Source organism: Pseudorhodoferax sp. Leaf274, from assembly GCF_001422445.1.
Classification (GTDB): domain Bacteria; phylum Pseudomonadota; class Gammaproteobacteria; order Burkholderiales; family Burkholderiaceae_C; genus Pseudorhodoferax.
This window is the reverse complement of the sequence record NZ_LMNA01000008.1, coordinates 1-22,556: the sequence shown is the minus strand read 5'-3', so window position 1 is coordinate 22,556 and position 22,556 is coordinate 1. Positions and strand designations below refer to the sequence as shown.

The window sequence follows — 22,556 nt, the reverse complement described above, 5'->3', positions numbered from 1 at the left end:
AAGGGCCTGCCCCACATGGGCCATTGGGAGACGGACAGTGCCGGCCTGCGCCTACACCAACGTGAACGGTCCTTCGACGTGTGGCGCGGGACAGTGCGCGGCGGCAGGCTCGGGCCCCTCGTCGATGCAGGCCAGCGGCATCGCCGGCATCGGACGGCCGTAGATGCGCCGCACGCGTTCGGCCAGCGGCGGGTGCGCGTCCAACCACATCGACCCGCGGCCGCCATCGCTGACCAGCAGCAGGTGGTGCAGCGCCGGATGCAGCGGGCGCTGGCGCTCGCGCTGTTCGCGGGCCAGGCGCTGCTCGGTCATGGCCTTGCGCAGCACGCCGCCCAGGCCGTCGCGGCTGCGTGTCCACTGCACCGTGCGTGCGTCGGCCAGGAATTCGCGCTGGCGCGACACGGCGGCCTGCAGCATGCGGCCGGCCAGCCAGCCGGAGGAGCCCATCAGCCGCACGGGCCAGCCGACCAACTGCCCGAGCCCGCCGTGCTCGCACAGGGTCATGCCGAAGTGGTGCACAAGTTCCAGCCCGCCGACCATGCCGGCCAGCTGCATGTTCAGGTGCGTGTCGCCCTCGTGGATGTGGCTGCACTCGTGCGCCACCATGCCCTGCAGTTCCTCGCGCGTGAGCTTGTCCAGCGCGCCCTGCGTCACGGCGACGACGGCGTCGTCCTCGTGCCAGCCCGTGGCGAAGGCGTTGATGCCTTGCGCACGCGTGAGCACCATGGCCTGCGGGCGCGGCATGCTGGCGGCGATCGCCATCTCGTCGACCACGTTGCACAGGCGTTGCTCGGCATGCGAGAGGCCGGGCCGGGCCTCGCGCGCACCGGCGCGGCGCGCCAGGCGCTGGGCCGCGCCGGCTGCGTGCAGGCTGGAGGTCTCGATCCACCAGCCGCCCAGCACCAGCAGCAGCGTGACGCCTACGTTGACGCTGAAGAAGTAGGCCGGGAAGGGCAGGTCGCCGCCCAGCAGCAGGCGCAGCGCGAGCCAGCCCAGGGCCAGCGCGGTGTGCACGCCGGCCACGGTGGCCAGCACCGCGAGCACGAAGCCGGCGACCAGCTTGCGCGTGGCGCGCCTGGCCTCGTCCTGGTGCTCGAAGAAGCGCACGCGCGCGCCGGTCTAGAACGCGACCTTGGGTGCGGCGCGCTCGGCCGCCGATTGGGTGGACAGCAGCATCTCGGCCGGCGCAAAGCCCGTCAGCCGTGCCACCAGCAGGTCTGGAAAGCGCGTGGCCGCGTCGTTGAAGGCCAGCACCTGGTCGTTGTAGGCCTGGCGCGCGAAGCCGATGCGGTTCTCGGTGCTGGTCAGTTCCTCGCTGAGCGCGCGCATGCTGGCGTCGGCCTTGAGGTCGGGGTAGTCCTCGGCCACCACGAACAACCGGCCCAGGCTGCCGCCCAGGGCCTGCTCGGCGGCCGTCAGCGCGCCGATGGCGGCGGCGCTGGTGGGCGCGGCGCGTGCCGCGTCTGCGGCGCCCAGTGCAGCGCCGCGGGCCTGCGTGACGGCCTGCAGCGTGGCCGCTTCATGGGCCAGGTAGCGCCTGGCCACCTCGACGAGGTTGGGCACCAGATCGTGGCGGCGCTTGAGCTGCACATCGATCTGGCCGAAGGCGTTGGCGATGCGGTTGCGGTTCTGCACGAGCCGGTTGTAGACCCGGCCGGCCCACAGGGCCGCGACCACGGCCAATGCCACCACGAACCATCCTTCCATTGCCATGCATGCCTCCCGCGTTGGACCGGCCACACGGCCGGCGACCGACTATGGCACAGCGGCCGGTCAGTCTTCGAGAGTGTCGCGGCGGCCGCGCTGCAGCGGGGCCTCGGGCGGTGGCGCGGCACTGCGCAGGGCCGACTCGCCGCGCTCGGTCAGGCCGAAGATGACAGCCTCGCCGTCGTCGCCGAAGGCCGTGTTCAAAGGCCCGAGCGGCACCGAGGCGGTGATGTATTCGGCCGCCTTGAGCACGCGCACCTTGTCGACATCGCTGGCCTTGCGCACCAGCAAAGGGAAGCGGGCCCGCTCGAGCCGGGCGAGATAGTCCAGCGGCATGGGTTACTCCGTAAGCACGACGTCAGCTCATTGTGGCGAGGCAGTCCCCGCCCCGGGATTATTTTGTGTAACGACCCTGCCGGACACTTGGCTAAACCATGGTGCAAATGCGGCAACGTCCGGCTCAGCGCTGCTGCCAGAAACCCTGGTGCGTGGCCACCATCTCTGCCGCGACCTCGGGGACCGGACCGGTCACCACGACCGGGCGCTGCCCGCGCGCGAAGACCTCGCGGCAGGGCAGGGCCAGCGTGGGATTCTCGGGATGGTCGCCGGTCAGTGCGAGCAGGTCGGTTTCCTCTGCGCCGTAGACCACCTGGCCGATGCCGGCCCAGTAGACCGTGCCCGCGCACATGGCGCAGGGCTCGAAGGTGGTGACCAGCGTGCACTGCGCGAGGTAGGCGCCGGGGTAGTTCGCCGCCGCGTGCCGCGCGAGCGTGGACTCGGCGTGGTTCACGGTGTCGATGTTGCCCTGCTCGGCCAGCACGGTCTCGCCGTCGGGCGCCACCAGCAGCGCGCCGAAGGGGTGCCGGCCCATGGCCATGGCGCGCCGCGCGACCTGGTCGGCGCGGCGCAGTTGGCGGATCGCCTGGTCGGTGTTCACGCGTTCTGGCTGCCGCGGTGCGCCCAGCCCGTCGTGTGCTTCTCGATGAAGCTGAACAACTCGTACATGACCATGGCCATCGCGCCCACCACCAGCAGCCCGGCGAAGGCCAGGCCCATCTGCATGGACGAGCCGGCCGAGATCAGCAGGTAGCCGATGCCCTCGTTGGCGGCCGTCATCTCCGACACCGTGGTGCCGACGAAGGCCAGCGTGATCGCGACCTTGAGCGAGCCGTAGAAGTACGGCAGCGAGCGCGGCAGGCCGACCTTGACCAGCACGTCCCAGCGCTTGGCGCCCAGCACGCGCAGCACATCCTCCAGCTCGGGCTCCAGCGTCGCCAGGCCGGTGGCGATGTTGACCATGATGGGGAAGAAGCTGATCAGGAAGGCCGTGAGGATCGCCGGCCCGATGCCGATGCCGAACCACACCACGAGGATGGGCACGAAGGCGGCCTTGGGCAGCGCGTTGAAGGCCGTCATGAGCGGGTAGACCGCCGCATACGCCAGGCGCGAGGAGCCGATCACGAAGCCCAGCAGCACGCCGACCACGATGGCGATGCCAAAGCCCGCCATCGTGACCCAGAAGGTGCGCCAGGCGTGGCCGGCGATGATGGCCTTGAACTCCCAGAACTGCTCCCAGATCCGCATCGGGCTCGGGAAGATGAACTCGGACACGTTGAAGGCCGCGCAGAGGATCTGCCACAGCGCGATGACGACGAACAGCAGCAGCCAGGGCGACCAGGCTTCGACGTATTTCTTGTTCATTGCGGCAGGGCGTTCTCGGATGGTTTGGCGGCGCTCCCCGCGTTGGGATTGCGGATGGCGCCGATGTGGCTGCGCAGTTCCAGCACGATGTCGGTGAATTCCTTGGTGTAGGTCACCTCGAGCTCGCGCGGGCGCGGCAATTCGATCTCGCGCTTGATCACGAAGCGGCCCGGGCTCTTGCTCATCACGTAGACCGTGTCGGCCAGGAACACCGACTCGCGCAGGTCGTGCGTGACCAGGATCACGTTGAACTGCTGCTCGGTCCACAGGTCGCGCAGGATGCACCACAGCTCCTCGCGCGTGAACGCGTCGAGCGCGCCGAAGGGCTCGTCGAGCAGCAGCATCTTGGGCTCGTGGATCAGCGCACGGCAGATGCTCGCGCGCTGCTGCATGCCGCCCGACAGCTGCCAGGGGTACTTGTCCTCGTAGCCCGCCAGGCCGACCTTCTGCAGCAGCCGGCGCGCGCGTTCCTCGTACTCCTTGCGCTTTTGCTTGAAGGTGGAGCGGTAGGGCTCGACGATCTCCAGCGGCAGCAGCACGTTGTCCACCGTGGTGCGCCAGGGCAGCAGCGACGAAGCCTGGAAGGCCATGCCCGAGATCTTGAGCGGCCCCGTGACGGGCTGGCCATCGATGAAGATCTTGCCCATGGAGGGCATCTTCAGGCCCGTGGTCAGCTTCATGAAGGTCGACTTGCCGCAGCCCGAGGGCCCGACGATGGCGATGAACTCGCCCTTGCGCACCTTCAGGTCGATGGCCTCGACGGCAAAGTGGTTCTCGCGCAGCAGCTGCTCGTTGTAGGCGAGCCAGACGTCGCGGAAGTCGACGAAGGGGGTCTCTTCTGCCATCACTTCTTCGCGGGAGGCAGCACGTTGAGTTCGGCGGCGCTGGGCAGGAAGCTGCCGTTCCACACCGCCTCGGGGTTCACGCGGGTCTTGGTGCCGAAGGCGTCCGACACCTGCGAGGCCATCAGCGACAGCCGGCCCGGGTTGACCTGGCCGAAGCCTTCGGCCCGCGCGTTGGGGCTGGCGACCACGGTGTCGATGGCCAGCTGCAGGCGGCGCGTTTCCAGCGCCACGTTGACGATGCCGTCGCGCGCCTTCACGTACTCGATGGCGGCGGGCGGGTTGGCCATGACCTCCTTGGCGCCCTTGGCGAAGGCCACGAGGAACGCCTTGATGGCGGCCGGGTTCTCCTTGACCATCTTGGGCGAGGCGATGACGACGTTGCCGTACAGCTTCACGCCGTACTGCGGGTAGGGCAGCACCACCACGTCCTCGACCTTGGCGCCGCGCGCCTCCAGGTTCAACAGCGACGTGAAGGTGAAGCCCGTGATGGCGTCGATGTCGCCGCGCACCAGCATGGTCTCGCGCAGCGGCGGGTCCATCGCGGTCCACTGCACGTTGCCCACGTTGTTGGCCTTGGCGAAGATCGGGAAGGCGCGGCGGCCGGCGTCGAACACGGGCGCGCCCAGCTTCTTGCCGGTCAGGTCGGCCGGGGTCTTGATGCCGCTCTTCTTGAGCGCCATGACCGAGGCCGGCGTGTCGTTGTAGACCATCATCACCGCGACCGGCTTGTTCGGCGCGTCGGGGTTGTTGGCGTGGAATTCCATGAGCGCGGCCAGGTCGGCGAAGCCCATGTCGTACGCGCCCGAGGCCACGCGCGTGACGGTGCCGCCCGAGCCGTTGCCGGCGTCGATGCTCACGTCCAGGCCGGCGGCCTTGAAGTAACCCTTGGCAGCGGGCTGCAGGAACAGCGCGGCCGGTCCCTCGAAGCGCCAGTCGAGCTGGAACTTGATCGGCGTGGTCTGCGCCTGTGCGGCCGGAAGGCCGAACGCGAGGGCGGAGGCGGCGAGGAAGGACTGGAGCAGGTGGCGCTTGTTCATCGGTGTCTCGGAGTGAAAAGTCCGGGATTTAAGCAAGTTGGGTGCCTGCACGCCATTGGTGCCATTCCGGAGCTCGCCAATGCAAACGCCCCACCATGGGGTCCCATGGTGGGGCGTCGTGCGCCGTGGTGGTGCGTTACTTGTCGATGTTGGCGTCAGCGACGGCCAGCGCCGTCATGTTGACCACGCGGCGCACCGTGGCCGAGGGCGTCAGCACGTGCGCGGGCTTGGCGGCGCCCAGCAGGATCGGGCCCACCGTCACGCCATTGGCGCCGGTCATCTTGAGCACGTTGAACAGGATGTTGGCCGCATCCAGGTTCGGGCAGATCAGCAGATTGGCTTCGCCGGTCAGCTTGCTGTCGGGCAGCACGTTGCGGCGCACCTCTTCGGACAGGGCCGAGTCGCCATGCATCTCGCCTTCGGACTCGATGTCCGGTGCCAGCTTGGCGAACAGCTCGCGCGCCTCGCGCATCTTGCGCGCCGAGGCGCGCTCGGAGGTGCCGAAGTTCGAGTGCGACAGGAAGGCCACCTTGGGCGGCAGGCCGAAGCGGCGCACCTCTTCGGCGGCCATCAGCGCGATGTGGGCCAGCTGCTCGGCCGTGGGGTCGTCGTGCACGCTGGTGTCCGCCACGAAGAGGGTGTACTTGTCCAGCGTGAGCGCGTTGACGGTGGCGAAGCCCGGGCCGCCCTTCTGTGTGCCCAGCAGCTGCTCGAGGATCTTCAAGTGGCTGTCGAAACGGCCGACCAGGCCGCACAGCATGGCGTCGGCGTCGCCCAGGTGCACCATGAGCGCGGCGATGGTGGTGTTGGAGCGGCGCACCATGGCCTTCGCGGCCTCGGGCGTGATGCCGCGCCGGCCCATCAGCGCGTGGTAGGCCTCCCAGTACTGGCGGAAGCGCGGGTCGTTCTCGGGGTCGACGATCTCGGCGTCGCGCGCCAGGTCCAGGTGCAGGCCGGCCTTCTTCACGCGGCTGGCGATGATGTCCGGGCGGCCGATCAGGATGGGCTTGGCCAGGCCTTCGTCCACCGCCAGCTGGGCGGCGCGCAGCACGCGGTCGTCTTCGCCCTCGGCATAGGCCACGCGCTTCTTCGTGGCCAGCTTGGCGGCCGTGAACACCGGGCGCATGAACATGCCCGTGTGGTAGACGAAGCGCTGCAGGTGCTGGGCGTAGGCCTCCAGGTCCTCGATGGGGCGCGTGGCCACGCCGGACGCGGCGGCGGCCTTGGCCACGGCCGGCGCGATGCGCAGGATCAGGCGCGAGTCGAACGGGGTGGGGATGATGTAGTCGGGGCCGAACGAGAGTTCCTTGCCGGCATAGGCCGTGGCCACTTCCTCGCTGATGTCGGCCTTGGCGAGTTCGGCGATCTCGCGCACGCAGGCCAGCTTCATCTCCTCGGTGATCTTGGTCGCGCCACAGTCGAGCGCGCCGCGGAAGATGTAGGGGAAACAGAGGACGTTGTTGACCTGGTTCGGGTAGTCCGAACGGCCGGTGGCGATGATCACGTCGGGCCGCACGGCCTTGGCCAGCTCGGGTCGGATCTCGGGCTCGGGGTTGGCCAGCGCCAGGATGATGGGCTTGTCGGCCATGGTCTTGACCATGTCCTGCGTGAGCACGCCGGCGGCCGAGCAGCCCAGGAACACGTCGGCACCATCGACCACGTCGGCCAGCGTGCGGGCGGAGGTGTCCTGCGCGTAGGTGGCCTTGGAGGCGTCGAAGCCGCCCGGGCGGCCCTGGTAGATCACGCCCTTGGAGTCGACCGCGTAGACGTTCTCGCGCTTGACGCCCAAGCCCACCATCACGTCCAGGCAGGCGATGGCGGCGGCGCCGGCGCCCGACACCGCGATCTTGACCTTGCCGATGTCCTTGCCCACCAGTTCCAGGCCGTTGAGCAGGGCCGCGGCCGAGATGATGGCCGTGCCGTGCTGGTCGTCGTGGAACACCGGGATGTTCATGCGCTCGCGCAGCTTCTTCTCGATGTAGAAGCACTCGGGCGCCTTGATGTCCTCCAGGTTCACGCCGCCCAGCGTGGGCTCCAGCGCGGCGACGATCTCGACGATCTTGTCGGGGTCGCGCTCGGCCAGCTCGATGTCGAACACATCGACGCCGGCGAACTTCTTGAACAGGCAGCCCTTGCCTTCCATGACCGGCTTGGAGGCCAGCGGACCGATGTCGCCCAGGCCCAGCACGGCCGTGCCGTTGGTGATCACGCCGACCAGGTTGCCGCGCGAGGTGTACTCGGCCGCCAGGCTGGGGTCGGCCTCGATGTCCAGGCAGGGATAGGCCACGCCGGGCGAGTAGGCCAGCGACAGGTCGCGCTGGTTCAGCAACGGCTTGGTGGGCGTGACCGAGATCTTGCCCTTGGTCGGGGCGCGGTGGTATTCACGCGCGGCGTCGCGCAGGGCCTGCTCGGCAGGGGACAGTTCTTTGCTCACGGACAACTCCTCGATGGATCACACTGGCCGGTGCCGGGGCGCGGTGTCCTGCCGGTACGCGGGGGGCTAGCCTACCCCTAGCGCGCGCCGCTGCAGGCGCCGCGTTATAGGGAATTACCAGTTGACCCTATATGCGCAGCGTGATGGCGCGCGGCGTGGCGCCGTGCAGAATGCACCGCATGCACACGATGCCCGCACTCGACGATGCCCTGGCCCGCCTGGCGGGCGAGGGCGGCGTGCTGGTGCAGGTGACCGGCACCCAGGGTTCGGCGCCGCGCGAGGCCGGCACCTGGATGGCGGTGTGGCGCGGTGCGTTGACCGGCACCATCGGCGGCGGCCAGCTGGAGTACCAGGCCGTCGCCGCCGCACGTGCGCTGCTGGCTGGCGAGGCCGGCTCGCCCGCGCATGGCGCAGTGGTGCGCTATCCGCTGGGGCCGACGCTGGGGCAGTGCTGCGGCGGCGTGGTCTTCCTGCGCTACCGGCGCATCGCGGCCGCCGACGCGCCCGCCTTGCGCGCCGAGCTGACCGCGGCACTGGCGCCCGTGGCGCTGTTCGGCGGCGGGCACGTGGGCGGCGCCATCGTGCGCCTGCTGTCCGGCCTGCCCTATGCGGTGCGCTGGATCGACAGCCGCGACGGTGTCTTCCCGCCGGCACTGCCGGCCCAGGTGGAGACCGAGCACAGCGAGCCCGTGCAGGATGCCGTTGCCACGCTGCCCACGGGCGCGCGCGTGCTCGTCATGAGCTTCAGCCATGCCGAGGACCTGGACATCGTGGTCGCCTGCCTGCAGCGCCTGCGCGCCCGCGGCGACCTGCCGTTCGTGGGCCTGATCGGCAGCAAGACCAAGTGGGCCACGTTCCGGCGCCGCCTGGAGGCACGCGGCTTCACGGCCGACGAGCTGGCACGCATCACCTGCCCCATCGGCGTGCCCGGCATCACGGGCAAGGAGCCCGAGGTGATCGCGGTGGCCGTGGCGGCGCAACTGCTGCAGGTGGCGCCGCCGCTGGCCGTGCCGCCGGCCGGTGGGCCGGTTCAGGTGGCCGGCGCGCGGTAGGCCAGCACCTTGAGGCTGCGCTGTTCGTCGGCATCGGCGAAGGCCGGCGGATTGGCCACGCGTTCCACCAGCTGCAGTGCAGGCGCCTGCTCGGCCATGTGGCCGGTCAGGAAGTCCACGCCCAGTTCCGGTGCGTTCAGGCACAGCAGCGCATGGCCGCCCGGCATCAGCAACTCGGGCAGCCGGCGCATCACGCGCGCGTAGTCCTTGGTCGCCACGAAGCTGCCCTTCTGGTAGCTCGGCGGGTCGACGATGATGAGCTCGTAGGCGCCGCCCCGGTTGATCTTGCCCCAGCTGCTGAAGACGTCGTGCGCCGCAAAGCTGGCGCCGGCCGCCACGCCGTTGAGCTGGTGGTTCTGCTGGCCGATGGCCAGCGCAGCGCGGCTCATGTCCATGTTGAGCACCTGCCCGGCGCCCGCCAGCCGCGCCACCACCGAGAACGCGCAGGTGTAGGCGAACAGGTTCAGCACGCGCATGCGCTGCGGCTGCGCGTGCGCGGCCACGGTGCGGCGCACCCAGGCGCGGCCGGCGGCCATGTCGGGAAACAGGCCATGGTTCTGCCCGCGCAGCAGGTGCACGAGGTAGCGCGCGCCGTCTTCGGTGACGACATGGGGCTGCGGCACCGCGCCGGCCATGCGCTGGGTCTCGGCCGGGCCGCTGGACGGGCGGATCTGCAGCACCCAGTTGAGGGGCTGGTCGGGTGCGATGGCGCGCCAGCGCTGCGCCAGCGCGTCGCCGATGGTGTCCACGTCGAACTGCGGCAGCGGCGCGAAGCTGGTCAGCAGCAGCACGGGCGGGTAGGCGTCGAGCACCAGGTGCTCGCAGCCCGGCTGGCGTGCTCCGCGGCCGTGGAAGATGCGCTGGACATCGGTGCAGGGCGCCATCCGTGCGATGGCGTCGAGGAGTGCTTGCATGGTTCTCACAAGTTGGGCGCGGGGGCCCGTTCTGGCATTGGCACAAGTGTTGCAGCGGGCTTCCAGGGTTTACCCGGGGCGTTCATAACGCGCTGCGCATATGCACTATGGTGATGTTGGTATGCCGCAACGCGTATGAACCGTGACCATCCTGTACCGGCCAATGCCAGCGACGATTGCCGCCGAAACCATCCCACGAGCATGCACATGAACAGCCCCCACAGCGCGCAGCAGGCCCCCAGCGAGCCGATCCGCTTTTACCACCGCGGCGAGGTCGTCTCGGTCGACGGCGTGCGCACCACGCGATCGGTGCTGGACTGGCTGCGCGAGGACGCGCACTGTACCGGCACCAAGGAAGGCTGCAACGAGGGCGACTGCGGCGCCTGCACGGTGGTCATCGGCGAACTCGACGGCCAGGGCGCGCTGCAGCTGGCCAGCGTCAATGCCTGCATCCAGTTCCTGCCGACGCTGGACGGCAAGGCGCTGTTCACCGTGGAAGACCTGCAGCCGCAGTGCGCCACGGCCTGCACCAAGCACGGCGATGCGGCGCTGCACCCGGTGCAGCAGGCCATGGTGGAGTGCCACGGCTCGCAATGCGGCTTCTGCACGCCGGGCTTCGTGATGTCGCTGTGGTCCAGCTACGAGCTGCACCAGCAGGCCGGCACGCGGCCCTCGCGCCAGCAGCTGGCCGACGACCTGTCGGGCAACCTGTGCCGCTGCACGGGCTACCGGCCCATCCTGGACGCCGGCCAGCGCATGTTCGACCTGCCGGCCGTGCGGCTGGACCGCGCGGCCGTAGTGCAGGCGCTGCAGGGCCTGCGCCGCGCGCAGGGCTTGGCGTACGCCGCGCCCGTGGCGCTGCCGGAAGGCCCGCGGCTGGACCATTTCCACGCCCCCGCCACGCTGGAGGCGCTGGCGGCGCTGCGCGAGGCGAGACCGCAGGCGCGCCTGCTGGCCGGCTCCACCGACATCGGGCTGTGGGTCAACAAGCAGTTCCGCGATGTCGGCGAGCTGATCTACCTGGGCGGCGTGGCGGAATTGCGCCGCGTCGAGCAGCGCGGCGACCAGCTCTACATCGGCGCCGGCGCCTTGCTGGAAGACGCCTGGCGCGCGCTCGTGCAGCGCGCGCCGGCCTTGGCTGATGTCTGGCTGCGCTTCGCCTCGCCGCCGATCCGCCATGCCGGCACCATGGGCGGCAACGTGGCCAACGGCTCGCCGATCGGAGATGCGCCGCCGATCCTGATGGCGCTGGACGCCGAGATCGAGCTGCGCCGCGGCGCCCGCGTGCGGCGCATGCCGCTCACCGAGTTCTACCTCGACTACATGAAGAACGCGCTGGAGCCCGGCGAGTTCGTGCAGGGCCTGGCGGTGCCGCTGGCCGCGTTCGCGCGCCAGGTGCGCGGCTACAAGATCAGCAAGCGCTTCGACTGCGACATCTCGGCCCTGTGCGCCGGCATGGCCATCGCATTGGACGGCGACACGGTGGCCAGCGTGCGCCTGGCCTACGGCGGCATGGCCGCCACCGTCAGGCGGGCGGCCCAGGCCGAGGCCGCGCTGCTGGGCAAGCCCTGGACGCAGGCCACGGTGCGCGCCGCGCAGGCCGCGCTGGCGCTGGACTTCAAGCCGCTGTCGGACATGCGTGCGAGCGCGGCCTTCCGCCTGCAGGTCGCGCAGAACCTGCTGCAGCGCCTGTGGCTGGAAACCCGGCCAGGCGATCCGCTGCCGGCCAGCGCCACCAGCGTGTTCAGCGTGCTGCCGCACGCTGCCGCCTGACCGACACCGGCACACCAGGACAGGAGCCCACGATGAACAAGCCCATCCCCGAGCATCTGCTGGAGGCGGCCACGGCCTTCGCCAGCTACCAGGACAACACCGCCGCGCGCATCGATCCCGCGGCCGAGGCGCGTGCGCACGATGCCGGCGCGCGCGTGGGCATCAGCCGCCCGCACGAATCGGCCGCGCTGCACGTGGCAGGTGGCGCCACCTACATCGACGACATCCCCGAGCTGGCCGGCACGCTGCACTGCGCGCTCGGGCTGTCGCCGGTGGCGGCCGGCCGGCTGCTGGGCATCGACCTCGCGGCGGTGCAAGCCATGCCGGGCGTGGTGCGCGTGCTGGTGGCCGCCGACATCCCGGGCAGCAACGATTGCGGCTCCATCGTGCACGACGACCCGATCCTGTGCGACGGCGAGATCCGCTACCTCGGCCAGCCCGTGTTCGCCGTGGTGGCCAGCACGCGTGACGCCGCACGCCGTGCCGCGGCATTGGCCAAGAAGGTGCTGCAGGTCGAGCCGGCCAAGCCCGTGCTGACGCCGCGCGACGCCCATGCGGGCGGGCACTACGTGGTGCCGCCCATGCACCTGGTGCGCAGCGCCAGCGGGCGCGATGCCGAGGGCATCCGCGCCGCCATCGCGGCCGCGCCGCACCGCCTGACCGACAGCCTGGACGTGGGCGGCCAGGAGCAGTTCTACCTCGAAGGCCAGATCAGCTACGCGATCCCGAAGGAGGGCGGGGCTGTGCACGTGCACTGCTCCACGCAGCACCCCAGCGAGATGCAGCACCTGGTGGCGCATGCGCTGCACCTGCCGGCCCATGCGGTGCACGTGGAGTGCCGGCGCATGGGCGGCGGCTTCGGCGGCAAGGAGTCGCAGTCGGGCCTGTTCGCCTGCGTCGCGGCGGTGGCGGCGCGCGCGCTGCGCAAGCCCGTCAAGCTGCGGCTGGACCGCGACGACGACTTCATGGTCACGGGCCGGCGCCACTGCTTCTGGTACGAGTACGACATCGGCTACGACGACGAAGGCCGCATTCTGGGCGCGGAGATCAGCATGGTCTCGCGGGCCGGCCATTCGGCCGACCTGTCGGCGCCCGTGATGACACGCGCGCTGTGCCACTTCGACAACGCCTACTGGCTGCCCGAAGTGGCCATGCACGGCTACTCCGGCCGCACCAACACGCAAAGCAACACCGCGTTCCGCGGCTTCGGCGGCCCGCAGGGTGCCATCGCCATCGAGAACATCCTGGACAGCATCGCGCGCCGGCTCGGCCGCGATCCACTGGCCGTGCGCCGCGCCAACTTCTACGGCGTCGAAGAGCGCAACGTCACGCCTTACCAGCAGACCGTGCAGGACAACATCCTGGAGGCATTGGTCGGCGAACTGGAGGCCAGCAGCGACTACGCCGCGCGGCGCGCCGCCGTGGCGGCCTACAACGCCGCGAGCCCGGTGCTCAAGCGCGGCCTGGCGCTGACACCGCTCAAGTTCGGCATCAGCTTCAACGTCAAGCACTTCAACCAGGCCGGTGCGCTGGTCCATGTCTACACCGACGGTTCCATCCTCGTGAACCACGGCGGCACCGAGATGGGCCAGGGCCTGAACACCAAGGTCTGCCAGGTCGTGGCGCACGAGCTGGGCGTGGCCTTCGAGCGCGTGCGCGCCACGGCCACCGACACCACCAAGGTGGCCAACACCTCGGCCACGGCGGCGTCCACGGGCGCCGACCTGAACGGCAAGGCCGCGCAGGACGCGGCGCGCCAGATCCGCGAGCGGCTGGCCGCCTGCGCCGCCGCACGCCACGGCGGCACGGCCGAGCAGGTGCGCTTTGCCAACGACAAGGTGTTCGTCAACGGACGCGAGCTCGGCTTCGACGTGGTGGTCGGCGAGGCCTACCTGGACCGCGTGCAGTTGTGGTCCGACGGGTTCTACGCCACGCCGGGCCTGTCCTGGGACCGCGAGACCATGACCGGTCGGCCCTTCTACTACTTCGCCTACGGCGCGGCAGTTGCCGAGGTCGTCATCGACACCTTGACGGGCGAATGGAAGCTGCTGCAGGCCGACATCCTGCACGACGCCGGCAAGTCGCTGAACCCGGCCGTGGACATCGGCCAGGTCGAGGGCGCCTTCATCCAGGGCATGGGCTGGCTCACGACCGAGGAGCTGGTCTGGCACCCCGAGAGCGGCAAGCTGACCACGCACGCGCCCAGCACCTACAAGATCCCCACGGCCAACGATTGCCCGCCGGTGTTCAACGTGCGGCTGTTCGACCGCGAGAACGTGGAGGACTCCATCCACCGCAGCAAGGCGGTGGGCGAGCCGCCGCTGCTGCTGCCGTTCTCGGTGTTCTTCGCGATCCGCGATGCGGTCTCGGCCGCGGGCGGCCACCGCACCGATCCGCCGCTGACCGCGCCCGCCACGGGCGAGTCCATCCTGCGCGCGCTGGGCGCCGTGCAGGCCGCCTGAGGCCCGACCCACCGGAGGCAGGCCATGGCCGACGTCGTTCCGATCCAGAGGGCTGCCGCGCCCGGTGGCACGGCCAAGGGCGCTGCAGCGCCCGGCCAGGCGCTGTTCGACCGCATCGACCTGCACCTGATCCGCGTGCTGCACGTGGTGCTGACCGAGCGCAGCGTGTCGCGCGCGGCGATCCGGCTGGGCATGCACCAGCCGGCGGTGTCGGCGTCGCTCAAGCGGCTGCGCGTGCTGTCCGGCGACCCGCTGCTGGTGCGCACTGGCGGGCGCATGGTGCCCACTGATGCCGCGCTGCGCATGGTGGAGCCGGCGGCCAGCATCCTGCGGGCCGCCGAGATGCTGTTCGCCGACGCGCGCAGCTTCGACCCGCAGACCGCCACCGACACCTTCCGCGTCGCCGCGAGCGACTACCTGGACCCGCTGTTCCTGCCCACGCTGGTGGCCGACATCAAGCGCCAGGCGCCTGGCGTGCAGATCGAGATCCACACGCTGTCGGCCGATTCCGACTACCAGGCCCACCTGGCCCAGGGCCATGTGGACCTCGTGATCGGCAACTGGATGGAGCCGCCCGAGGACCTGCACATGGCCCGGCTGTTCGGCGACGAGGTGGTGTCCATGGTCAGCCGCGACCATCCGGCGGCGCGGCGCGGCTGGGACCTGGACACCTGGCTGGCGGCCGAGCACATCGCGCCCATGCCCACGCACCCGGGCGCGCGCGGCATCATCGACCAGATGCTGGACCACCAGGGCCACCGGCGCAACGTGGTGGCCCGCTGCGCCTACTTCGGCCTGATCCCCGACATGGTGGCCAACAGCCTGCTGGTGCTGACCACCGGCCGCCAGTACTGCGAGCGCGCGGCCATGCGGCTGCCGCTGGCGATCCTCGAATGCCCCGCCGCGTTGCCGCGCCTGCTGTACTACCAGCTCTGGCATGCGCGCAGCCACAGTTCCATCGCCGCACGCTGGCTGCGTGCGCGCACCAAGGACGTCGCTGCCGCGCTGCGCATGTCCGCCGACCGCTGAATTCCCAACACAACATCCAACCGAGAGAGCGGAGACCCCATGAACTGGACAGAACGCGTGTTCAAGCTGAAGGAACACGAGACCACGGTGCGCACCGAGCTGATGGCCGGGCTCACCACCTTCCTGACGATGGCCTACATCATCTTCGTGAACCCCTCGATCCTGGGCGATGCCGGCATGCCCAAGGACGCGGTGTTCGTCGCCACCTGCCTGATCGCGGCACTGGGCACCACCATCATGGGCCTGTACGCCAACTACCCGATCGCGCTGGCGCCGGGCATGGGGCTGAACGCCTATTTCGCCTACGTGGTGGTGCTCAAGATGGGCTTCACCTGGCAGGCCGCGCTGGGCGCGGTGTTCGTCTCGGGCTGCCTGTTCCTGCTGGTCACGCTGTTCGGACTGCGTGGGCTGATCATCCGCGGCATCCCGCTGTCGCTGCGCTATGCCATCACCGTGGGCATCGGGCTGTTCCTGGCACTCATCGCGCTCAAGAGCGCGGGCATCGTGGCGGCCTCGCCGGCCACCTTCGTGACGCTGGGCGACCTGCACACGGCGCCGGTGGTGCTGGCCGTGATCGGCTTCGTGCTGATCGTGGTGCTGGACAAGCTCAGGGTGCCGGGGGCCATCCTGATCGGCATCGTGGCGGTGACGGTGGCCTCGTTCTTCTTCGGCGGCAACCAGTTCCGCGGTGTCTTCTCGGCGCCGCCCTCGATCGCCCCGACCTTCCTGCAGCTGGACATCAAGGGCGCGCTGACGGGCGGGCTGCTGAACGTGGTGATGGTGTTCTTCCTGGTCGAGCTGTTCGACGCCACCGGCACGCTGATGGGCGTGGCCAAGCGCGCCGGCCTGCTGGTGCCGGGCAAGATGGACCGCCTCAACAAGTCGCTGCTGGCCGACAGCGGCGCCATCTTCGCGGGCTCGCTGCTGGGCACCTCCAGCACCACCGCCTACGTGGAGAGCGCGGCTGGCGTGCAGGCCGGCGGCCGCACGGGCCTCACGGCGGTGACCGTGGCCGTGCTGTTCCTGGCCTGCCTGTTCATCGCGCCGCTGGCCGGCGTGGTGCCGGCCTACGCCACGGCGCCGGCGCTGTTCTTCGTCGCCTGCCTGATGCTGCGCGAGCTGACCGAGCTGGACTGGGACGACACCACCGAGGTGATCCCGGCCGCGGTCACTGCGCTGACCATGCCCTTCACCTATTCCATCGCCAACGGCCTGGCCTTCGGCTTCATCACCTACGCTGCGCTCAAGCTGTTCACCGGCCGCGCGCGCGACGTGCACTGGATGGTGTGGGTGATCGGCGGTGTGTTCCTGTTCAAGTTCATCTACATCGGAGGCCATTGAGCCACATGACTGCGTCCACGAAAGCCTACCGCGCGCGCCTGCTGCGTTTCTCGCCCGAGGGCGAGGCCCTGTTCGAGGAGGACGGCCTGCTGGTGGTCGGCACCGACGCCGATGGCGTGCAGCGCGTGCACGATGCCGGCCCGTACCGCGACCTGGCCGCGCGCCATGCGCAGGTGCCGGTCACGTGCTGGCCCGACCGCATCATCGCGCCGGGCTTCCTGGACATGCATGTGCATTTCCCGCAGACCGACATCATCGGTGCGCCAGCCGAAGGCCTCCTGCCCTGGCTGGAGAACTACACCTTCCCGGCCGAGACGCGCTTTGCCGACGCCGCGCATGCCGCCGAGGTCGCGGCCTTCTTCTTCGACGAGCTGCAGCGCAACGGCGTGACCACGGCGCTGACCTTCTGCACCTCGCACCCGGCCTCGGTCGACGCGTTCTTCGGCGAGGCGCAGCACCGTGGCCTGCGCATGATGGGCGGCAAGGTGCTGCAGGACCGGCATTCGCCCGACGGCGTGCGCGACGAGACGGAGCAGAGCCTCATCGACTCCGAGGCGTTGATCCGCAAGTGGCACAACAGCGGCCGCCTGGGCTATGCCATCACGCCGCGCTTCGCGCCCACCAGCACCGATGCGCAGCTGCGCGGCGCCGGCGAACTGGCGGCCAGGTATCCCGACACCTGGATCCACTCGCATGTGGCCGAGAACAAGGACGAGGTGAAGTGGGCGCGCGAACTGTTTCCCAAGGCGCGCTCCTACCTGGATGTCTACACGGGCTTCGGCCTGATGCGCGAGCGTGCCGTCTATGCGCACTGCATCCACTTCGACGATGCCGACCGCGCGTTGATGCGGGAGACCAAGACGGCGGCCGCGGTGAGCCCGACCAGCAACCTGTTCCTGGGCAGCGGCTTCTTCGACTACGAAGGGGCTGAGCGCATCGGCATGCGCCACGGCCTGGCCAGCGACGTGGGCGGCGGCACGAGCTTCAGCCCCTTCCAGACCATGCTGGCGGCCTACTACGTGGGGCGCGAGGGCCAGACCAAGCCCGGGCTGAGCCTGGCGCCGTCGCGCCTGTGGTGGAACCACACGGGCGGTGCGGCCCAGGCCCTGGGCCTGGAAGGCGTGGTGGGCACGCTGCAGGCCGGCACGGAGGCGGACTTCGTGGTGCTGAACCCCGCGGCCACGCCGCTGCTGGCGCGCAAGACCGCGCTGGCCGACAGCCTGGAAGAACTGCTGTTCGCGCTGATCGTGCTGGGCGACGACCGGCTGGTGGAGCATGTCTTCACCGCCTGAGAGGCGGTGGAGCAGGCGCCAAAGTAGCCGGTCGTCAGGCCAGGGCCATCGAGATGTCGTTGCTCGGGATCTTGCGGTCGAAGGTCAGCGAAGACTCCAGGCGCTGCAGGTGCTGGTCCATCAGCTGAACGGCGCGGTCTTCCTCGCGTGCGGAGATCGCGTCGAGCAGGGCCTCGTGCTCGTCCTCGGCGAACTCGGGGCCGGTGTCCTTTTGGTACATCAGCGTGATCAGCGAGCAGCGCGACAGCAGCTCGACCATCATCTGCGCCAGCACCTCGTTGTCGAGCAAGCGCGCCATCTGCAGGTGGAAGTCACCAGCCAGTTCGATGCGCTGGGCCGCATCCTTGCTGTCCTTGATCACGGCCTTCTGCCGCGCCAGGTGCTCGCGCAGCGACTTGATGCGCGACGGCGTGGCCTCGCGCACGAAGGCGCGCGTCATCTCGGCCTCCAGCATGCGGCGCACCGCGAACACCTGGCGCGCCTCGTTCACCGAAGGTGCGGCCACGAAGGCGCCACGCGCCGGCTCGAGCCGGATCAGGCGGTTCTGCGAGAGCTGGAACAGCGCCTGGCGCACCAGGGTGCGCGAGACACCGAAGTGGTCGGCCAGTTTCTGCTCCGCCAGCTTTGTGCCGGGATGCAGTCGATGCTCCACGATGGCTTTTGTGAGCGCGTCGACGATGGTTGTGGTGTTGGTGCCGGTATTGTCCATTGCACCATCATAGCTGCATTCGTATTCGTATACACAAGTGTTTCATTTGTGAACGAAGAATGCGTCAGTCCTGTCCCTCCGACAACGTGTCCAGCTGGAAGCGCCCGCTGCGGTCCCACAGCCAGGTGTCCACGTAGCGCACGCGGCCGAGCCTGGCCGGCTGCGGGAACGGCGCCGCAGCGCGCACGGTGCGCTCGATCTCGCGCACCACTTCGGGCGCGTGGCTGGGCGCGCGCATCCAGTGCAGACGCTGTACCTGGCCCTGGCGGTCCAGTTCGACCTCCAGCACGCCGATGGCGTACAGGTTGGGTGGCAGCCGGCCAGCGTAGATGCGCTCGGCATTGGCGGCGTACAGGTGGGTGGCGGCGTCCTGGCGGTAGTCGCGTGGCGTGCCTGCGCTGGACACGCGCGGCGCGGCGGGGCGGCTGGCCGGGCCGGGCGCGCTGCCCGACGGGCCGGGACGGCTGCCGCCGTCGGGCGCACCGGGTTGCGCGGCCGGCGAGGCCGATGCGGCCGGTGGTGTGGCCAGCGGCGCACAGCCGATCAACAAGGCGGCCGAAGCGCCCACAAGGGCGCTCGTCCACAAACGGCGCTGCAGGGTGGACAAGGGCATGTCTGCTCACGAAGCTGGAAAGAGCGGCGGAGTCTACCGAAGGGCGCCATGCGCAGCCGCGGCGGCATATTCCTTGCGAAATCCCAGCACTGTCCGGGCGCGTGGCGACGCGACCACAAGCACGAGAAAGCCACATGACATGTTCGATTCTTTCTGCCTAAAATCCCGCCCGGTCGCAGCGGCGCGGTGCCCGGTTCACGGACACCTCAGCGCGGCCCCCCGCTTGCTCAGAGCGCCCGCAGTGGTGAGCAGCTTTCCCCACGGTGCCATCGCGCACCCCGAGGTTTGAGATGGAAAGCTACTACCTGGATTGGGCCAACCTGCTGCTGCGTTGGCTGCATGTCATCACCGCGATCGCCTGGATCGGCGCATCGTTCTACTTCGTGATGCTGGACAGCAGCCTCGAAAAACCCAAGGACCAGGAATCGCTGGACAAGGGCGTGGGCGGCGAACAATGGGCCGTGCACGGCGGCGGCTTCTACAACGCGCAGAAGTACACCGTCTCCCCCAAGAAGCTGCCCGACCACCTGCATTGGTCGTACTGGGAGAGCTACTCCACCTGGCTCAGCGGCTTCGCGCTGTTCTCGGTGTCCTATCTCTGGAACGCCAGCACCTACCTGATCGACAAGTCCAAGATGGATTGGTCACCCGGTGCCGCCATCGGCGTGGCGCTGGCCTTCTTCGTCGTGTTCTGGATGGTCTACGACGCCATCTGCCAGCTGTTCGGCCGGCGCAAGAACGGCGACGCCATCGTCGGCTTCCTGCTGTTCGTGTTCATCTGCTTCGCGTCGTGGCTGGCCTGCCACTGGTTCGCCGGGCGCGCAGCCTTCCTGCTGGTCGGCGCCATGCTGGCCACCACGATGAGCGCCAACGTGTTCTTCTGGATCATCCCCGGCCAGCGCAAGAACGTGGCGGCGCTGCGTGCGGGCCAGCCGGTCGATCCGGTCCATGGCATCCGCGGCAAGCAGCGCAGCGTGCACAACACCTACTTCACGCTGCCGGTGCTGTTCGCCATGCTGAGCGGGCACTACAGCTTCACCTACACGCATCCGCAGAACTGGATGGTGCTCGTGGCCATCATGCTGGGCGGCGCGCTGATCCGGCAGTTCTTCGTGGTGCGCCACCACTGGAAGCTGGGCCGCGCCTCGCATCCGCTGCCGTACGCGCTGGTCGGCGTGGCGATCCTGGTCGGTGTCATCGTGATGCTGAAGCCGCAGCCCGCAGCCCCGGTGGCGGCTGCGCCGGCCGTGAGCTTCGCGCAGGTGCAGCCGCTGGTGCAGCAGCACTGCCTGGCCTGCCACGGTGCGCAGGTGCAGATGAAGAACGTGCGGCTCGATTCGCCCGAACTGATCGCCAAGCATGCCCAGGCGATCTACCAGCAGGTCTCTGTGACCAAGATCATGCCCATGGGCAACGCCACCGGCATGACCGAGGCCGACCGCGCACTGATCGGCCGCTGGTTCCAGGACGGCGCCAAGACGAACTGAAGGCACCAGCTGGCCAGCAGGCCAGCGGGCTTTGGCGTATCGTCGCGCTCCCCTTTGCGGGTTCACCAGGAGCGAGACGTCCCATGCCTTTATCCATGTACCAGGCCTCGGTGCCGGTGTTCCAGCGCCAGCTTGGCGTGCTGTCCCAACTGCTGCACAAGGGCCTGGCCCATGCGCAGGCTCAGGGCCAGGATCCGGCCGTGTTGCTGCAGGCGCGGCTGGCGCCAGACATGTTTCCCTTGACCGGCCAGGTGCAGAGCGCCAGCGACGCGGCCAAGTTCGGCGCCGCCCGGCTTGGCGGCATCGTGCCGCCGCGCTTCGAGGACAACGAGGCCACGTTCGACGAGCTGCAGGCGCGCATCGCCAAAACGCTGGAGTTCCTGGCCACGGTGCGGCCCGAGCAGATCGACGGCAGCGAAAGCAGGGCCATCGTGCTCAAGGTGGGCGGCCGCGAGATGCCGTTCGAAGGCCAGCCCTACCTGCTGGGCTTCGTGCTGCCCAACTTCTTCTTCCACGTGACGACGGCCTACGACATCCTGCGCCACCAGGGCGTGGCGATCGGCAAGCGGGACTTCCTGGGCCAGACCTGAGTGCCACTGGTGCCGGGCGCGGCGAAGGACGCGCGTTGCGGCACGCGTTGTGGCGCGGAATGTCTGCGCAGGGGCGGCACAATGCGCGCCGGAGACCCTTGCACATGACCGCCACCGCCGCACCCGATCCCGCGCGGGCACCGCGCGACTTCCTGCTGCACCTGTACCGTGCCGCGGTGGAGCGCGCCTTGCCGCTGCACAACATGGCCGCGCACCTGCCCGCGCCGCCGCGTGGCCGCACGCTGGTGCTGGGCGCAGGCAAGGCCGGCGGCGCCATGGCGCAGGCGCTGGAAGCACTGTGGCCGGCCGACGCGCCGCTGGAGGGCCTGGTGGTCACGCGCTACCACCACATTCCGCCGCGGCCCGCAGGCCTTGCCCAGCGCATCGAGGTGGTGGAGGCCGCGCATCCCGTGCCCGATGCGGCTGGCCTGGCGGCCGCGCAGCGCATGCTGGCGCTGACCGAAGGCCTGACGGCCGACGACCTCGTGCTGTGCCTGATGTCCGGCGGCGCGTCGGCTCTGCTGACCTTGCCGGCCGAGGGCCTGGCGCTGGAGGACAAGCAGCGCATCAACCGCGAGCTGCTGGCCTCGGGCGCCGGCATCCACGAGATGAACTGCGTGCGCAAGCACCTCTCGCGCATCAAGGGTGGGCGGCTGGCCGCGGCCTGCGCGCCGGCCCAGGTGCTGACGCTGACCATCAGCGACGTGCCGGGCGACGACCCCTCCGTCATCGGCAGCGGGCCGACCGTGCCTGACGCGACGACCTGCGCAGACGCGCTGGCGATCCTGGCGCGCTATGGCATCGCCGTGCCGGATTCCATTGCCGCCGCATTGCGCGCCGGCCTGCTTGAGACACCCAAGCCCGGCGACGCCCGCTTCGAGGGCCATGCCGTGCGCATGATCGCCACGCCGCAGCAATCGCTGGAGGCCGCGGCCGCCGCGGCGCGCGCGGCCGGTGTCACGCCGCACATCCTGTCGGACGAGATCGAGGGCGAGTCGCGCGAGGTCGGCAAGGTGCATGCGGCGCTGGCGCGCGCCGTGGCCCAGCGCGGCCAGCCGTTCGCGCGGCCCTGCGTCATCCTGTCGGGCGGCGAGACCACGGTCACCGTGCGGCGCCAGCCCGAGGGCACGCCGCGCGGGCGGGGCGGCCGGGCCGGCGAGTTCTGCCTGGGCCTGGCCCAGGCTTTGCAAGGACAGCCGGACGTGTTTGCGCTGGCGGCCGACACCGACGGCATCGACGGCGTGGAAGACAACGCGGGCGCGTGCGTGCAACCGGATACGCTGGCGCGTGCCGAGGCGGCCGGCCTCAAGGTGGCGGCCCACCTGGACCGCAACGATGCCTACGGCTATTTCGACGCGCTGGGCGACCTGGTGGTGACCGGGCCCACGCACACCAATGTCAACGATTTTCGCGCCCTGCTGATCCTGTAGGCGCGTCTGGACGATCCATGGAAACTGCTTCCCCGGGGCTGGCCAAGCCCACCGTGCTGGTCGTGGACGACACGCCGGACAACCTGTCGCTGATGAGCGCGCTGCTCAAGGACCTGTACAAGGTCAAGGTGGCCAACCAC

20 protein-coding genes are annotated in these 22,556 nt (G+C 69.7%); 9 read left to right on the top strand and 11 right to left on the bottom strand.

Annotated elements, in window-relative coordinates; all coding sequences use genetic code 11:
* Positions 1-51: 51 nt before the first annotated feature.
* From ASF44_RS12080 to ASF44_RS12045, 8 genes are all read right to left on the bottom strand, one after another.
* On the bottom strand, positions 52-1,107 hold the full coding sequence (locus tag ASF44_RS12080) for a M48 family metalloprotease (RefSeq protein WP_056899480.1): 1,056 nt from the start codon (positions 1,105-1,107) through the stop codon (positions 52-54).
* Positions 1,108-1,119: 12 nt separating this feature from the next.
* Positions 1,120-1,707 carry a LemA family protein gene (locus ASF44_RS12075; RefSeq protein WP_235579207.1) on the bottom strand — a complete coding sequence of 196 codons (588 nt, stop codon included), beginning with the start codon at positions 1,705-1,707 and terminating at the stop codon, positions 1,120-1,122.
* 66 nt (positions 1,708-1,773) lie between these two features.
* Entirely contained in the window at positions 1,774-2,043 is a 270-nt protein-coding gene (locus tag ASF44_RS12070) for a hypothetical protein (RefSeq protein ID WP_056899478.1), read from the bottom strand.
* Between the two features lie 124 nt (positions 2,044-2,167).
* Positions 2,168-2,644 (bottom strand): nucleoside deaminase, encoded by a 477-nt coding sequence (locus ASF44_RS12065; RefSeq protein WP_082524719.1) that lies wholly within the window; start codon positions 2,642-2,644, stop codon positions 2,168-2,170.
* Positions 2,641-3,408: an ABC transporter permease gene (locus ASF44_RS12060; protein ID WP_056899477.1), complete on the bottom strand. Its 768-nt coding sequence runs from the start codon at positions 3,406-3,408 to the stop codon at positions 2,641-2,643. The genes ASF44_RS12065 and ASF44_RS12060 overlap by 4 nt, the downstream gene beginning before the upstream one ends.
* Complete coding sequence (locus ASF44_RS12055; RefSeq protein ID WP_369820919.1) at positions 3,405-4,253, bottom strand: ABC transporter ATP-binding protein; 849 nt, start codon at positions 4,251-4,253, stop codon at positions 3,405-3,407. Before ASF44_RS12055 ends, ASF44_RS12060 begins: the two co-directional genes overlap by 4 nt.
* Positions 4,253-5,290: an ABC transporter substrate-binding protein gene (locus ASF44_RS12050; RefSeq protein ID WP_056899475.1), complete on the bottom strand. Its 1,038-nt coding sequence runs from the start codon at positions 5,288-5,290 to the stop codon at positions 4,253-4,255. Before ASF44_RS12050 ends, ASF44_RS12055 begins: the two co-directional genes overlap by 1 nt.
* 136 nt (positions 5,291-5,426) lie before the next feature.
* Positions 5,427-7,724: an NADP-dependent malic enzyme gene (locus ASF44_RS12045; RefSeq protein ID WP_056899474.1), complete on the bottom strand. Its 2,298-nt coding sequence runs from the start codon at positions 7,722-7,724 to the stop codon at positions 5,427-5,429.
* Between the two features lie 188 nt (positions 7,725-7,912).
* Here ASF44_RS12045 and xdhC point away from each other — a divergent pair, with 188 nt between their 5' ends.
* Positions 7,913-8,776: a xanthine dehydrogenase accessory protein XdhC gene (xdhC, locus tag ASF44_RS12040; RefSeq protein ID WP_056899579.1), complete on the top strand. Its 864-nt coding sequence runs from the start codon at positions 7,913-7,915 to the stop codon at positions 8,774-8,776.
* Here xdhC and ASF44_RS12035 read toward each other — a convergent pair.
* Positions 8,755-9,690 (bottom strand): class I SAM-dependent methyltransferase, encoded by a 936-nt coding sequence (locus ASF44_RS12035; RefSeq protein ID WP_056899473.1) that lies wholly within the window; start codon positions 9,688-9,690, stop codon positions 8,755-8,757. The two genes, xdhC and ASF44_RS12035, sit on opposite strands and share 22 nt — an antisense overlap.
* 207 nt (positions 9,691-9,897) lie before the next feature.
* Between ASF44_RS12035 and xdhA the strand changes: the two genes are divergently transcribed.
* Genes xdhA through guaD form a run of 5 tightly spaced genes read left to right on the top strand, consistent with a single transcriptional unit; the run spans position 9,898 to position 17,587 of the window.
* Positions 9,898-11,463, top strand: coding sequence for a xanthine dehydrogenase small subunit (gene xdhA / locus ASF44_RS12030; RefSeq protein WP_156374466.1), 1,566 nt, complete (start codon positions 9,898-9,900; stop codon positions 11,461-11,463).
* Between the two features lie 32 nt (positions 11,464-11,495).
* Entirely contained in the window at positions 11,496-13,925 is a 2,430-nt protein-coding gene (gene xdhB / locus ASF44_RS12025; protein WP_056899471.1) for a xanthine dehydrogenase molybdopterin binding subunit, read from the top strand.
* A 24-nt stretch (positions 13,926-13,949) separates the two neighbouring features.
* Positions 13,950-14,954, top strand: coding sequence for a LysR family transcriptional regulator (locus ASF44_RS12020; RefSeq protein WP_082524718.1), 1,005 nt, complete (start codon positions 13,950-13,952; stop codon positions 14,952-14,954).
* A gap of 39 nt (positions 14,955-14,993) precedes the next feature.
* The gene (locus ASF44_RS12015) at positions 14,994-16,295 is read left to right on the top strand and encodes an NCS2 family permease (RefSeq protein ID WP_056899470.1); all 1,302 of its coding nucleotides are present in this window, start codon (positions 14,994-14,996) and stop codon (positions 16,293-16,295) included.
* Between the two features lie 5 nt (positions 16,296-16,300).
* Positions 16,301-17,587, top strand: a complete 1,287-nt coding sequence (guaD, locus tag ASF44_RS12010) for a guanine deaminase (RefSeq protein WP_056899469.1) — start codon at positions 16,301-16,303, stop codon at positions 17,585-17,587.
* A 34-nt stretch (positions 17,588-17,621) separates the two neighbouring features.
* Here the strand turns inward: guaD and ASF44_RS12005 are convergent, their stop codons facing one another.
* Together ASF44_RS12005 and ASF44_RS12000 are read right to left on the bottom strand one after the other, a co-directional pair.
* Complete coding sequence (locus ASF44_RS12005) at positions 17,622-18,296, bottom strand: GntR family transcriptional regulator (RefSeq protein ID WP_056899468.1); 675 nt, start codon at positions 18,294-18,296, stop codon at positions 17,622-17,624.
* Positions 18,297-18,360: 64 nt separating this feature from the next.
* Positions 18,361-18,909, bottom strand: a complete 549-nt coding sequence (locus ASF44_RS12000) for a hypothetical protein (protein WP_056899467.1) — start codon at positions 18,907-18,909, stop codon at positions 18,361-18,363.
* A 290-nt stretch (positions 18,910-19,199) separates the two neighbouring features.
* Here ASF44_RS12000 and ASF44_RS11995 point away from each other — a divergent pair, with 290 nt between their 5' ends.
* The 3 genes from ASF44_RS11995 to ASF44_RS11985 all read left to right on the top strand — a co-directional run bounded on the left by ASF44_RS11995 (position 19,200) and on the right by ASF44_RS11985 (position 22,416).
* Positions 19,200-20,396, top strand: a complete 1,197-nt coding sequence (locus tag ASF44_RS11995; protein WP_056899466.1) for a urate hydroxylase PuuD — start codon at positions 19,200-19,202, stop codon at positions 20,394-20,396.
* 83 nt (positions 20,397-20,479) lie between these two features.
* Complete coding sequence (locus ASF44_RS11990; protein WP_056899465.1) at positions 20,480-20,986, top strand: DUF1993 family protein; 507 nt, start codon at positions 20,480-20,482, stop codon at positions 20,984-20,986.
* Positions 20,987-21,090: 104 nt separating this feature from the next.
* Positions 21,091-22,416: a glycerate kinase gene (locus ASF44_RS11985; protein WP_056899464.1), complete on the top strand. Its 1,326-nt coding sequence runs from the start codon at positions 21,091-21,093 to the stop codon at positions 22,414-22,416.
* Positions 22,417-22,556: the final 140 nt, after the last annotated feature.

Excerpts from the sequence above, each read along its gene's own strand:
- ASF44_RS11995 (WP_056899466.1), top strand. The coding sequence starts at position 19,200 with ATGGAAAGCTACTACCTGGATTGGGCCAACCTGCTGCTGCGTTGGCTG.
- ASF44_RS12015 (WP_056899470.1), top strand. The coding sequence starts at position 14,994 with ATGAACTGGACAGAACGCGTGTTCAAGCTGAAGGAACACGAGACCACG.
- ASF44_RS11990 (WP_056899465.1), top strand. The coding sequence starts at position 20,480 with ATGCCTTTATCCATGTACCAGGCCTCGGTGCCGGTGTTCCAGCGCCAG.
- ASF44_RS12005 (WP_056899468.1), bottom strand. The coding sequence starts at position 18,296 with ATGGACAATACCGGCACCAACACCACAACCATCGTCGACGCGCTCACA.
- ASF44_RS11985 (WP_056899464.1), top strand. The coding sequence starts at position 21,091 with ATGACCGCCACCGCCGCACCCGATCCCGCGCGGGCACCGCGCGACTTC.
- ASF44_RS12075 (WP_235579207.1), bottom strand. The coding sequence starts at position 1,707 with ATGGAAGGATGGTTCGTGGTGGCATTGGCCGTGGTCGCGGCCCTGTGG.
- xdhA (WP_156374466.1), top strand. The coding sequence starts at position 9,898 with ATGAACAGCCCCCACAGCGCGCAGCAGGCCCCCAGCGAGCCGATCCGC.
- ASF44_RS12035 (WP_056899473.1), bottom strand. The coding sequence starts at position 9,690 with ATGCAAGCACTCCTCGACGCCATCGCACGGATGGCGCCCTGCACCGAT.
- xdhB (WP_056899471.1), top strand. The coding sequence starts at position 11,496 with ATGAACAAGCCCATCCCCGAGCATCTGCTGGAGGCGGCCACGGCCTTC.
- guaD (WP_056899469.1), top strand. The coding sequence starts at position 16,301 with ATGACTGCGTCCACGAAAGCCTACCGCGCGCGCCTGCTGCGTTTCTCG.
- ASF44_RS12020 (WP_082524718.1), top strand. The coding sequence starts at position 13,950 with ATGGCCGACGTCGTTCCGATCCAGAGGGCTGCCGCGCCCGGTGGCACG.
- ASF44_RS12070 (WP_056899478.1), bottom strand. The coding sequence starts at position 2,043 with ATGCCGCTGGACTATCTCGCCCGGCTCGAGCGGGCCCGCTTCCCTTTG.
- ASF44_RS12055 (WP_369820919.1), bottom strand. The coding sequence starts at position 4,253 with ATGGCAGAAGAGACCCCCTTCGTCGACTTCCGCGACGTCTGGCTCGCC.
- ASF44_RS12060 (WP_056899477.1), bottom strand. The coding sequence starts at position 3,408 with ATGAACAAGAAATACGTCGAAGCCTGGTCGCCCTGGCTGCTGCTGTTC.
- ASF44_RS12000 (WP_056899467.1), bottom strand. The coding sequence starts at position 18,909 with ATGCCCTTGTCCACCCTGCAGCGCCGTTTGTGGACGAGCGCCCTTGTG.
- xdhC (WP_056899579.1), top strand. The coding sequence starts at position 7,913 with ATGCCCGCACTCGACGATGCCCTGGCCCGCCTGGCGGGCGAGGGCGGC.
- ASF44_RS12050 (WP_056899475.1), bottom strand. The coding sequence starts at position 5,290 with ATGAACAAGCGCCACCTGCTCCAGTCCTTCCTCGCCGCCTCCGCCCTC.